Origin of the sequence: Streptomyces sp. NPDC004065, assembly GCF_044903565.1 — a bacterium.
Taxonomy (GTDB): domain Bacteria; phylum Actinomycetota; class Actinomycetes; order Streptomycetales; family Streptomycetaceae; genus Streptomyces.
Map to the genome: position 1 here is coordinate 54,820 of NZ_JBJDQT010000013.1, position 11,731 is coordinate 66,550.

General features: G+C 74.7%; 10 protein-coding genes. 8 read left to right on the forward strand and 2 right to left on the reverse strand.

Going from position 1 to position 11,731, the window contains the following annotated elements; translation table 11 throughout:
• The first annotated feature begins 654 nt into the window (after positions 1-654).
• From ACI2LW_RS16175 to ACI2LW_RS16185, 3 genes are read left to right on the forward strand one after another with little or no spacing between them, the layout of a single operon-like run.
• Complete coding sequence (locus ACI2LW_RS16175; protein ID WP_404731826.1) at positions 655-1,275, forward strand: DUF5819 family protein; 621 nt, start codon at positions 655-657, stop codon at positions 1,273-1,275.
• Positions 1,272-2,513 (forward strand): HTTM domain-containing protein, encoded by a 1,242-nt coding sequence (locus ACI2LW_RS16180; RefSeq protein ID WP_404731827.1) that lies wholly within the window; start codon positions 1,272-1,274, stop codon positions 2,511-2,513. The genes ACI2LW_RS16175 and ACI2LW_RS16180 overlap by 4 nt, the downstream gene beginning before the upstream one ends.
• Positions 2,510-3,262 (forward strand): TrmH family RNA methyltransferase, encoded by a 753-nt coding sequence (locus tag ACI2LW_RS16185; protein ID WP_404731828.1) that lies wholly within the window; start codon positions 2,510-2,512, stop codon positions 3,260-3,262. Before ACI2LW_RS16180 ends, ACI2LW_RS16185 begins: the two co-directional genes overlap by 4 nt.
• Before the next feature lie 17 nt (positions 3,263-3,279).
• On the opposite strand, the gene paaN is transcribed toward ACI2LW_RS16185, so the two are convergent.
• The gene (gene paaN / locus ACI2LW_RS16190; RefSeq protein ID WP_404731829.1) at positions 3,280-4,971 is read right to left on the reverse strand and encodes a phenylacetic acid degradation protein PaaN; all 1,692 of its coding nucleotides are present in this window, start codon (positions 4,969-4,971) and stop codon (positions 3,280-3,282) included.
• A 172-nt stretch (positions 4,972-5,143) separates the two neighbouring features.
• Here paaN and ACI2LW_RS16195 point away from each other — a divergent pair, with 172 nt between their 5' ends.
• Positions 5,144-6,658 (forward strand): 3-hydroxyacyl-CoA dehydrogenase, encoded by a 1,515-nt coding sequence (locus tag ACI2LW_RS16195; RefSeq protein ID WP_404731830.1) that lies wholly within the window; start codon positions 5,144-5,146, stop codon positions 6,656-6,658.
• Positions 6,655-7,245 carry a TetR/AcrR family transcriptional regulator gene (locus ACI2LW_RS16200; protein WP_404731831.1) on the forward strand — a complete coding sequence of 197 codons (591 nt, stop codon included), beginning with the start codon at positions 6,655-6,657 and terminating at the stop codon, positions 7,243-7,245. The genes ACI2LW_RS16195 and ACI2LW_RS16200 overlap by 4 nt, the downstream gene beginning before the upstream one ends.
• Positions 7,246-7,456: 211 nt before the next feature.
• Here ACI2LW_RS16200 and ACI2LW_RS16205 read toward each other — a convergent pair whose 3' ends face one another.
• Positions 7,457-7,936 (reverse strand): Lrp/AsnC family transcriptional regulator, encoded by a 480-nt coding sequence (locus ACI2LW_RS16205; RefSeq protein ID WP_404731936.1) that lies wholly within the window; start codon positions 7,934-7,936, stop codon positions 7,457-7,459.
• Between the two features lie 191 nt (positions 7,937-8,127).
• Here ACI2LW_RS16205 and pdhA point away from each other — a divergent pair, with 191 nt between their 5' ends.
• Genes pdhA through ACI2LW_RS16220 form a run of 3 tightly spaced genes read left to right on the forward strand, consistent with a single transcriptional unit; the run spans position 8,128 to position 11,698 of the window.
• Positions 8,128-9,270, forward strand: a complete 1,143-nt coding sequence (gene pdhA, locus ACI2LW_RS16210; RefSeq protein WP_404731832.1) for a pyruvate dehydrogenase (acetyl-transferring) E1 component subunit alpha — start codon at positions 8,128-8,130, stop codon at positions 9,268-9,270.
• Positions 9,267-10,271, forward strand: coding sequence for an alpha-ketoacid dehydrogenase subunit beta (locus ACI2LW_RS16215; RefSeq protein ID WP_404731833.1), 1,005 nt, complete (start codon positions 9,267-9,269; stop codon positions 10,269-10,271). Before pdhA ends, ACI2LW_RS16215 begins: the two co-directional genes overlap by 4 nt.
• The gene (locus tag ACI2LW_RS16220) at positions 10,271-11,698 is read left to right on the forward strand and encodes a dihydrolipoamide acetyltransferase family protein (RefSeq protein WP_404731834.1); all 1,428 of its coding nucleotides are present in this window, start codon (positions 10,271-10,273) and stop codon (positions 11,696-11,698) included. The genes ACI2LW_RS16215 and ACI2LW_RS16220 overlap by 1 nt, the downstream gene beginning before the upstream one ends.
• Positions 11,699-11,731: the final 33 nt, after the last annotated feature.

An 11,731-nucleotide genomic window follows, 5' to 3' on the forward strand; every position in this document is an offset into this window, starting at 1 on the left:
GAGCGACGCGCGCGGCGGCAGGGTGCCGGCGGCGGCCGGGCGGCCGCTGCGGAGCGAACCGGGGAACGGGGCGGAATGGACGCGTACGACGAGGGCTCGAACGCCCCGGCCGGGCGGGGCGGGCCGGAGGGGAGCGACGCCCCGGACCGGTCCGGGCCCCAGGGCCCGGCGATACCGCGGCCCGCCGGCCCGCACGACGCCCCACGCCCGGCGCCCGGCCGGGCACCCGCATCCGCGCCCGCACCCGAATCCGCGCCCGCACCCGAATCGGCGCCCGCACCCGAATCGGCGCCCGCATCCGCGCCGGCACCAGTACCGGCACCCCGCGCCGAGACACCGCCCGGGCCCGACGTCCGGCCCGGGGACGACCCTCCGCCCGGGCACGGCCTTCCGTCCGCGTCCGGGTACGACGCCACTCGCCCGGCACCCGCGCCGGCACCCGTATCCGCGCCGGCACCGGCATCCGCGCCCTCGCCCGCATCCGCGCCGGCACCAGTACCGGCACCCCGCGCCGAGACACCGCCCGGGCCCGACGTCCGGCCCGGGAATGACCTTCCGCCCGGGCACCACCTCCCGCCCGAGCCCGGCGGGCAGCCGCCCTCCGATCCCGGCGCCCCGTCGGCGCCCGCGGCCGGGGTGGCCGCGCTGCCGCCGGTGTACCAGGGCCTCGCCGCGCTGGCGCTCGCGGTGGTCGCCGTGGCCGTCTGCGTCCACCTGGGCATGGTGTTCCTGCACGTGGCGCCGTCCAACACGGTGACCCGGCAGCACGGCCGGGCCGTGAACGAGTGGGTCTACCCGGAGTTCGAGCAGAACTGGAAGCTGTTCGCGCCCAACCCGCTGCAGCAGAACATCGCCGTCCAGGCGCGCGCGGAGGTCCGCACGGCGGGCGGCGTGATCCGCACCACCGGCTGGTACGACCTGTCCGCGCAGGACGGCCGGGCCATCGACGGCAACCCGCTGCCCAGCCACACCCAGCAGAACGAACTGCGCCGCGCCTTCGACTTCTACGGCGCCACGCACGACGGCGAGAACCGGCCCCTAGGGCTGCGCGGCGCGCTGGCCGAGCACTACCTGCGCCGCATCGTGGTGCTGCGCCTGGACCGCGACCACGCGGCGGGCGGCGCCGGAGTGATCCAGCGCGTCCAGGTCCGCGGCCGTACCACCAATGTGGCCCCGCCCCCGTGGAGCGGGGAGAAGGTCTCGGCGGCGCCCGCCTACCGCGAGCTGCCCTGGTGGGTGGTCCCGGCCGCCGAGGCGGACGGGGGCGTGCGGTGAACCGGCTCGCGCTCCGCGCCCGCGCCGGTGCCGCACGGGTCACCGACGCGGCCCTCGGCCCGCGCCAGACGGCCGTCATACGCATCGGCTTCTCCGCGACCTGGCTGCTGTTCCTGGTGCGCGAGTTCCCCCACCGCCAGGAGCTGTACGGCCCCGACGCCCCGTGGAGCTGGAACCTCGCCGAGCAACTGGTCTCCGACAACGGCGCCTTCACCGCCCTGCTGTGGTTCCGGGGCGGCCTCTGGTTCGAGACCGTGTACGCCCTGGCCGCGCTGTCGGCCCTGCTGCTGTTGCTGGGCTGGCGCACCCGCACGATGTCCGTGCTGTTCATGCTGGGCGTGCTCTCGCTGCAGAACCGCAGCGTGCTGGTGGGCGACGGCGGCGACAACGTCCTGCACCTGATGTCGCTGTACCTGGTCCTCACCCGCTGCGGGCAGGTCTGGTCGCTGGACGCGCGCCGGGCCGGGCGGGCGCGTGCCGCGGGCGCGCCCGGGCGGCGGCCGCCCGACCGCGCGGGGCCCGTGCTGTGGAGCGTGCTCGGGCTGTTCCTGGCCGCGGTGACCGCGGCGGGCCGGATGCGGGGCGAGGCCCTGGTGCCGGCGCTGCTGTGGACGGTGTGGCTCGCCCAGGCGCTGTGGTGGTTCACCGGGCGCCGTGCGGGAGCGGCCCGGGTGCGGCTCCTGCTCGACGTCGTCGCCAACGTCCTGCACAACGCCGCCCTGCTGGTGATCATGGCGGAGGCGTGCCTGATCTACGCGACGGCCGGCTGGTACAAGGTCCAGGGGTCGCGCTGGCAGGACGGCACGGCCGTGTACTACCCGCTCCACCTGGACTACTTCTCTCCCTGGCCGGCGCTCGCCGACCTGATGTCGTCCAACGGCACCCTGTTGTTGATCATCACCTACGGCACGGTGCTCGTGCAGGTCGCCTTCCCGTTCACGCTGTTCAACCGGCGGGTGAAGAACGTCCTGCTGGCGGTGATGATGGCGGAGCACGCCGTGATCGCGGTGGTGCTCGGGCTGCCGTTCTTCTCGCTGGCGATGATCGCGGCCGACGCGGTGTTCCTGCCGACGACGTTCCTGCGGCGCCTCGGTGGATGGGCGGCACGGGCGCGGGCCCGGCTGCCGCGGCGCCCCGGCCGCCCGCGGCGCGAGGGTCCGCCCTTTGGGGATCCGCCGTCCGGGGGCCCGAGCTCCCCCGGGGACGCCGAGAGCGCCCGCGTAGGCTTCCCGGCATGACCGACCCCGTACCCGTCTGGCGCCGGCTCGCCGGGACCGCCGTGCTGCTCGACGGCTTCCACGCGCTCAAGCACGCGGTGCGGTTCGGGGCTCAGGTGCCGGTGGCGGTGACCGCCGACCGGCGGGCGGCGCTCGCCCTCGCCGACGAGCTGGCCCCGGACGTGCGGGAGACGCTGGACGCCCTGCTGGCCGAGGTGCCGAGCGGGACGTACGAGTCGCTGGTGCCGCGGCCGCACCCCACCGCCGTGGCCGCCCTGGCGGTACGGCCCTCCCGCGAGGCGCAGCTGCGGGTGCTCGCGCACACGCCCCGCACGGCGCCCGTGGTCGTCCTGGACCAGCCGCGCAACCTGGGCAACGCCGGTGCGGTGATCCGGCTCGCGGCCGGCTTCGGGGCGACCGGGGTGGTCACCACCGGGACCATGGACCCCTGGCATCCGGCGGTGGTGCGCGGCGGGGCGGGGCTGCACTTCGCGACCGTGGTGGAGCGGCTGGCCGTGGCGGAGCTGCCGCCCGGGCCGGTGTTCGCGCTGGACCCCGGCGGCGAGGACATCCGCGGGCTGGAACTGCCCGACGACGCGGTCCTCGCCTTCGGGTCCGAGCGCAGCGGCCTGAGCGACGCGTTGCGGGCGCGGGCGGACCGTCTGGTGGCCCTGCCGATGCGCCCCCAGGTCTCCAGTTACAACCTCGCCACCAGCGTGGCGATGACGCTGTACCACTGGAGCGCGACCGGGGGCGCGCCCGCGCCCTGAGGGAACCCGGGTGCGGGCTACGCCTCCCGGCGGATCTCCACCACCCGGAAGCGGTTGGCGACGAACGCGCCGTCGCACAGGGCCGCGTTGGCGGCCGGGTTGCCGCCCGAGCCGTGGAAGTCGGAGAAGGCGGCGGTCTGGTTGACGTACACCCCGCCGGTGAGGTTCAGGGAGAGCTGGGCGGCCTCCTCCAGGCACACCTCCCGCACCGCCTGCTCCACCTCGTCGTCGGTGGTGTAGGCGCCCACCGTCATGGCGCCCTTCTCGCGGACCGTGCGGCGCAGCAGTTCCACCGCGTCCGCGGCCGAGTCGACGGCGACGGCGAAGGAGACGGGGCCGAAGCACTCGCTCATGTAGGCGGCCTCGGCGTCCGGCTTGGCGCCGTCCAGCTTCACGATCACCGGGGTGCGCACCACCGCGCCCGGGAAGTCGGGGTTGGTGACCTCGCGGGAGGCGAGGGCGACCTCTCCGAGGCCGGCCGCGGCCTCGAGCCGGGCCTTGACGTCGGGGTTGACGATCGCGCCGAGCAGGGCGTTGGCGCGGGCGTCGTCGCCGAGCAGGCCGTCCACCGCGCGGGCGAGGTCGGCGGCCACCTCGTCGAAGGACTTGGGGCCCTCGTCGGTGCGGATGCCGTCGCGGGGGATCAGCAGGTTCTGCGGGGTGGTGCACATCTGACCGCTGTAGAGGGACAGGGAGAAGGCCAGGTTGGACAGCATCCCCTTGTAGTCGTCCGTGGACTCGACGATCACCGTGTTGACGCCGGCCTTCTCGGTGTAGACCTGCGCCTGGCGGGCGTTGGCCTCCAGCCAGTCGCCGAAGGACGTCGAGCCCGTGTAGTCGATGATCCTGATCTCGGGGCGGGTGGCGAGCGTCTTGGCGAGGCCCTCGCCGGGGGCCTCCGCGGCCAGCGCGACCAGGTTGGGGTCGAAGCCCGCCTCGCCGAGCGCCTCGCGGGCGACGGCGACGGTGAGCGCGAGCGGCAGTACCGCGCGCGGGTGGGGCTTGACCAGGACCGCGTTGCCGGTGGCCAGGGAGGCGAACAGGCCCGGGTAGCCGTTCCACGTCGGGAAGGTGTTGCAGCCGATGACCAGCGCGGTTCCGCGCGGGACCGGGGTGAACTGCTTGGTGAGGACGAGCGGGTCGCGCTTGCCCTGCGGCTTGGTCCACTCCGCGGTGCCGGGCGTGCGCACCTGCTCCGCGTACGCGTACGCCACCGCTTCCAGGCCGCGGTCCTGGGCGTGCGGGCCGCCCGCCTGGAACGCCATCATGAAGGCCTGGCCGGAGGTGTGCATGACCGCGTGCGCGAACTCGTGGGTGCGGTCGCTGATCCGCTTGAGGATCTCCAGGCACACCATGGCGCGCGTCTCGGGGCCGGCGTCGCGCCAGGCGCGCTGTCCGGCCCTCATGGCGGGCAGCAGCACCTCGATGTCCGCGTGCGGGTAGGTCACGCCCAGGTCGATGCCGTAGGGCGAGACCTCGCCGCCGACCCAGTCGTCCGTGCCGGGCTGGCCGAGGTCGAGGCGGGTGCCGAGGAGGGCGTCGAAGGCCGCCTTGCCCGCCGCCGCGTCCAGGCCGCCGTCCTGGCCGTAGGCCTTGGGGTGCTCGGGGTGCGGCGACCAGTACGCACGGGTGCGGATCGCCTCCAGGGCCTGGTCCAGGGTGGGCCGGTGCCTGGCGATCAGCTCGTGCGCGGTCAGTTCGGCGGCCATGCGGGACCAACTCCTCGTCTCAAGAGCTCCACGTCGAGCTCATGACCTGGGCGGAACCATGGGCGGAACCATGGGCAGGGACGGGCGGACAGAGCTAGAGTAACCGAACGATCGGTCGGGACAAGGGGGTCCGCCGCGTCTGTGGAAAACGCCGTGCGGGAGGATCGCGCCCATGACAGCACTCGACCTCAGCAGCCCCGTGGCCGTCGTCGGCACCGGCACCATGGGCCAGGGCATAGCCCAGGTCGCGCTGGTCGCCGGCCATCCCGTGCGCCTGTACGACGCGGTGCCCGGCCGGGCCCGCCAGGCGGCGGACGCGATCGGCGCCCGGCTCGACCGGCTCGTCGAGAAGGACCGGCTCACCGGCGCCGACCGGGACGCGGCCCGGGCCCGGCTGACGCCGGCCGGCAGCCTCGCCGAGCTCGCCGACTGCGCCCTGGTCGTCGAGGCCGTACTGGAGCGCCTCGACGTCAAGCGGGAGCTGCTGACCGAGCTGGAGGGCATCGTCGCCGACGACTGTCTGCTGGCCACCAACACCTCCTCCCTGTCGGTCACCGCCATCGGCGGCGCCCTGCGCCACCCGGGCCGCTTCGTGGGCCTGCACTTCTTCAACCCGGCCCCGCTGATGCCGCTGGTGGAGGTGGTCTCCGGGTTCGCCACCGACGTCACCTCGGCCACGCGCGCGTACGAGACGGCCCGCGCCTGGGGGAAGACCCCGGTGGCCTGCGCGGACACCCCCGGCTTCATCGTCAACCGCATCGCGCGCCCCTTCTACGCCGAGGCCTTCGCCGTCTACGAGGCCCAGGCCGCCGACCCCGCCACCATCGACGCGGTGCTGCGCGAGTGCGGGGGTTTCCGGATGGGCGCCTTCGAGCTGACCGACCTGATCGGGCAGGACGTCAACGAGTCCGTCACCCACTCGGTGTGGCAGTCCTTCTTCCAGGACGTGCGCTTCACGCCGTCGCTGGCGCAGCGGCGCCTGGTCGAGTCGGGCCGGCTCGGCCGCAAGAGCGGGCACGGCTGGTACGACTACGGCGACGGCGCCGAGCGCCCCGAGCCGCACACCGCCGAGCGGGCGCGGCCCCCCGCCCACGTGGTCGCCGAGGGCGACCTGGGACCGGCCTGCGAGCTGCTCGCCCTGATCCGCGAGGCGGGCATCCCGGTCCGTGAGGAGGACGAGGACCACGGCACCCGCCTGGTGCTGCCGAGCGGCGGCCAGCTGGTCCTGGCCGACGGGCAGACCTCCGTGGAGTTCCGCGACGTCGTCTATTTCGACCTCGCCCTCGACTACCGGCGGGCCACCCGGATCGCCCTGTCCGCCTCCCAGGACACCGCGCCGCAGACGCTGGCGGAGGCCACCGGCCTGTTCCAGGCGCTCGGCAAGGAGGTCAGCGTCATCGGCGACGTCCCCGGCATGATCGTCGCGCGCACGGTCGCGCGGATCGTCGACCTGGCGCACGACGCCGTCGCCAAGGGGGTGGCCACCGAGGAGGACATCGACACGGCGATGCGCCTGGGCGTCAACTACCCCCTCGGCCCCTTCGAGTGGAGCCGCCGGCTCGGCCGCACCTGGGCCTACGGCCTCCTGGACGACCTGCATCTGCGTGACCCGTCCGGACGCTACGCGCCGTCGCTCGCGCTGTACCGCCACGCGTACGCCACGGACAAGCGGGAGGGCACCTCATGACCACCGCCAGACGCGACACGTACACCCCCGAGACGCTGCTGTCGGTGGCCGTGCGGGTGTTCAACGAGCGCGGCTACGACGGCACCTCCATGGAGCACCTGTCCAGGGCGGCCGGCATCTCCAAGTCCTCGATCTACCACCACGTCACCGGCAAGGAGGAGCTGCTGCGCCGGGCGGTGAGCCGGGCGCTGGACGGGCTGTTCGCGATCCTCGACGAGGAGCAGGCGCGCACGGGGCGCGCCGTGGAGCGCCTGGAGTACGTCGTGCGGCGCATGGTCGAGGTGCTCATCGCCGAACTGCCGTACGTGACGCTGCTGCTGAGGGTGCGCGGCAACACCGCGACCGAGCGGTGGGCGCTGGAGCGGCGCCGCGAGTTCGACCACCGGGTCGCCGAGCTGCTCAGGTCGGCGGCCGCGGAGGGCGACGTGCGCGGCGACGTGGAGGTGCGCCTGGCCACCCGGCTCGTCTTCGGGATGATCAACTCGATCGTCGAGTGGTACCGGCCGGACGGGCGCGGCATGAGCGAGCGCGAGGTGGCCGAGGCGGTCGGCCGGCTGGTCTTCGGGGGACTGCGCAGGGACGGGTGAGGGCGCGCCGCCGGGATGAGCGCCGCCGGGATGAGCGCGGGCGGGGCGGCCGCCTCGGCCCCGTCCTGTCCCGGTCCCCGTCCCGCTGCCTCGTCGGGACGCCGGTCCGTGGTCCGGAACCTGTGGCTCCGGCGCCGGCCGGGAATCTCAGCCCTGTGCCTCCGGCGCCGGCCGGGATCTTGAGCCCTGTGCCTCCGGCGCCGGCCCGGACTCAGCCCTGGGGCTCCAGGTCCTCCTCCTCGAAGACCAGCAGGGTGCGCGTGCTGAGCACCTCGGGGATCGCCTGGAGCCGGGTCAGCACCAGCTCGCGCAGGGCCCGGTTGTCCGGCGTGTGCACCAGCAGGAGCACGTCGAAGTCGCCGCCGACCAGTGCGATGTGGGAGGCGCCCGGCAGCCGCCTGAGCTGCTCGCGCACCGTGCGCCAGGAGTTCTGCACGATCTTCAGCGTGATGTAGGCGGACGTGCTCTGCCCGGCCCGCTCGTGGTCGACCCGCGCCCCGAAACCGCGGATGACGCCGGCCTCGATGAGGCGGTTGATCCGGGCGTAGGCGTTGGCGCGCGAGACATGGACCCGTTCGGCGACCGACCGTATCGAGGCGCGGCCGTCGGTCTGGAGCATCCGCAGGATGTCCTGGTCGATGGCGTCCAGCGCGCGGGACGTCGGAGCCGCGCCGTCCGGAGTCTCGGCCATTTGTTCAGGTGCCATGTCCCCCCGCCTCTTCGCCGTGGACGTACTGCGCCCATCCCATGCCGCGGAGAACCGTTTGTCCACAGCCTGGGGGCGCCTGTAGCCAAAATGTGCCGACGACCGAACAATCGGTTGGTGAGGCGCCTCACAGTCGACGCGCCTCCCGTAGCCGCTCCCACGAGGAGGTGCCCGTCATGACGGTCATGGAGCAGCGGGGTGCGTACCGGCCATCGCCGCCGCCCGCCTGGCAGCCCCGAACCGACCCCGCGCCGCTGCTGCCGGACGCGGAGCCCCACCGGATCCTGGGGACCCCGGCCGCCGCGAAGGCCGACCCGGAGCTGCTGCGCCGTCTGTACCGGCACCTGGTGCTCGGCCGCCGCTACAACGCGCAGGCCACCGCCCTCACCAAGCAGGGCCGCCTCGCCGTCTACCCGTCCAGCACCGGCCAGGAGGCCTGCGAGGTCGCCGCGGCGCTGGCCCTGGAGGAGCGCGACTGGCTGTTCCCCAGCTACCGCGACACCCTCGCCGTCGTGGCCCGCAGCGTGGACCCCGTCGAGGCCCTCACGCTGCTGCGCGGCGACTGGCACACCGGCTACGACCCCTACGAGCACCGGGTGGCCCCCCTGTCCACCCCGCTGGCCACGCAGCTGCCGCACGCCGTGGGCCTCGCCCACGCCGCCCGCCTCAAGGGCGACGACGTGGTGGCGCTCGCCATGGTCGGCGACGGCGGCACCAGCGAGGGCGACTTCCACGAGGCGCTGAACTTCGCCGCCGTCTGGCAGGCGCCCGTCGTCTTTCTGGTGCAGAACAACGGCTTCGCCATCTCCGTCCCGCTGGCCAAGCAGACCGCCGCCCCCTCACTGGCCCACAAGGCCGTCGGGTACGGCATACCGGGCCGGCTGGTCGACGGCAACGACGCCGCCGCGGTCCACGAGGTGCTCACCGAGGCCGTGGAGCGGGCGCGCGCGGGCGGCGGCCCGACCCTCGTGGAGGCGATCACCTACCGCGTCGACGCGCACACCAACGCCGACGACGCCACCCGCTACCGCGGCGACGCCGAGGTCGAGGCCTGGCGCGAGCACGACCCGATCCTGCTCCTGGAGCGGGAGCTCACCGGGCGCGGCCTGCTCGACGAGGACGCGGCCGCCTCCGCCCGCGAGGAGGCCGAGACCATGGCGGCACGGCTGCGCGAGCGCATGAACCAGGACCCGCAGCTCGACCCGGCCGACCTGTTCGCGCACGTCTACGCCGAGCCCACGCCCCAACTGCGCGAGCAGCAGGCCCTGCTGGAGGCCGAGCTCGCGGCCGAGCACGAGTCGGAGGGTGCGGCCCGATGACCACCGTCGCGCTCAAGCCGGCCACCATGGCCCAGGCCCTCACGCGCGCGCTGCGCGACGCGATGGCCGCCGACCCCGCCGTGCACGTCATGGGCGAGGACGTCGGCACCCTCGGCGGTGTCTTCCGCATCACCGACGGCCTCGCCAAGGAGTTCGGCGAGGACCGCTGCACCGACACACCGCTGGCCGAGGCCGGCATCCTCGGCACCGCGGTCGGCATGGCCATGTACGGCCTGCGCCCGGTGGTGGAGATGCAGTTCGACGCCTTCGCCTACCCGGCGTTCGAGCAACTCGCCAGCCACGTCGCCAAGATGCGCAACCGCACCCGCGGGAAGATGCCGCTGCCGATCACCATCCGCGTGCCCTACGGCGGTGGCATCGGCGGCGTCGAGCACCACAGCGACTCCTCCGAGGCGTACTACATGGCGACTCCGGGGCTCCATGTCGTCACGCCCGCCACGGTCGCCGACGCCTACGGGCTGCTGCGGGCCGCCATCGCCTCCGACGACCCGGTGATCTTCCTCGAGCCCAAGCGGCTGTACTGGTCCAAGGACGCCTGGAACCCGGACGACCCGCAGGCCGTGGAGCCGATCGGCCGCGCCGTGGTGCGGCGCACCGGCGGCAGCGCGACGCTGATCACCTACGGACCGTCGGTGCCCGTCTGCCTGGAGGCCGCCGAGGCGGCCCGCGCCGAGGGCTGGGACCTGGAGGTCGTCGACCTGCGTTCGCTGGTGCCCTTCGACGACGAGACGGTGTGCGCGTCGGTGCGGCGCACCGGGCGCGCGGTCGTGGTGCACGAGTCGGGCGGCTTCGGCGGTCCGGGCGGGGAGATCGCCGCCCGTGTCACCGAGCGCTGCTTCCACCATCTGGAGGCACCGGTGCTGCGCGTGGCCGGGTTCGACCTGCCGTATCCGCCCCCGATGCTGGAGCGGCACCACCTGCCCGGCGTCGACCGGATCCTGGACGCCGTGGCGCGTCTGCAGTGGGAGGCCGAGAGCTGATGGCGCAGGTGCTGGAGTTCAAGCTGCCCGACCTCGGGGAGGGGCTCACCGAGGCGGAGATCGTCCGCTGGCTGGTCGAGGTGGGCGACGTCGTGGCCGTCGACCAGCCGGTGGTGGAGGTCGAGACGGCCAAGGCGATGGTCGAGGTGCCCTGCCCCTACGGCGGTGTGGTGACCGCCCGCTACGGCGAGGAGGGCACGGAACTGCCCGTCGGCGCCCCGCTGCTGACGGTCGCGGTCGGCGAACCGGCCGGCGGCGCCGGCGAGTCCGAGGGCTCCGGCAACGTCCTGGTCGGCTACGGCACCGGGGCGCCCCCGGCCCGGCGCCGCAGGGTCCGCCCGGCCCCGGCACCCGCCGCGCGGCCCGCGCACGGGACGCCGGCACCCGGGCCCGCGCCCGTGAACGGATCCTCGGGCACCCAGGCCGCCGCGGCGCCGCGGACCGGGCCCGAGCGGCGCCCGGCCGGACGCGACGAGCACGCCGCCGGGCCCGTCCCGGTGATCTCGCCGCTGGTGCGCCGGCTCGCCCGGCAGAACGGCCTGGACCTGCGGCAGCTGTCCGGCTCCGGACCCGACGGGCTGATCCTGCGCGCGGACGTCGAGGAGGCGCTCCGCACCGGAGCGGCGGGCGGCGCGGCCACGCGCACGCCGCAGCCGGCCTCCGCCACGGCCACGCCCGCCACGCCCGCCGCGCCCGCGCCGTCCGGCGCCGGGGTCCGCGGGGCGCGGCCGGAGGCGTCCGGCACCCGTGTCCCCCTCAAGGGCGTTCGGGGGGCCGTCGCGGACAAGCTGTCCCGCAGCCGCCGCGAGATACCGGACGCGACCTGCTGGGTGGACGCCGACGCCACGGAGCTGATGCGGGCGCGTGCCGCCATGAACGCGGCCGGGGGACCGAAGATCTCCCTGCTCGCGCTCCTCGCCCGGATCTGCACGGCCGCGCTCGCCCGCTACCCCGAGCTCAACTCGACCGTCGACACCGAGGCCAGGGAGGTCGTCCGGCTCGACCAGGTCCACCTGGGCTTCGCCGCGCAGACCGAGCGCGGGCTCGTCGTCCCGGTCGTACGGGACGCGCACGCGCGGGACGCGCAGTCGCTGACCGCCGAGTTCGCCCGGCTGACCGAGGCGGCCCGGGCGGGCACCCTCACCCCCGGGGAACTCACCGGCGGGACGTTCACGCTGAACAACTACGGGGTGTTCGGCGTCGACGGCTCCACCCCGATCATCAACCACCCCGAGGCGGCCATGCTCGGCGTCGGGCGCATCGTCCCCAAGCCGTGGGTGCACGAGGGCGAGCTGGCGGTGCGCCAGGTCGTGCAGCTCTCGCTCACCTTCGACCACCGGGTGTGCGACGGCGGCACGGCCGGAGGTTTCCTGCGGTATGTGGCGGACTGCGTGGAACAGCCGGCGGTGCTGCTGCGCACGCTGTGACGCCAGGCCCCGCCCTCGTTGCTCCGGCGCCGA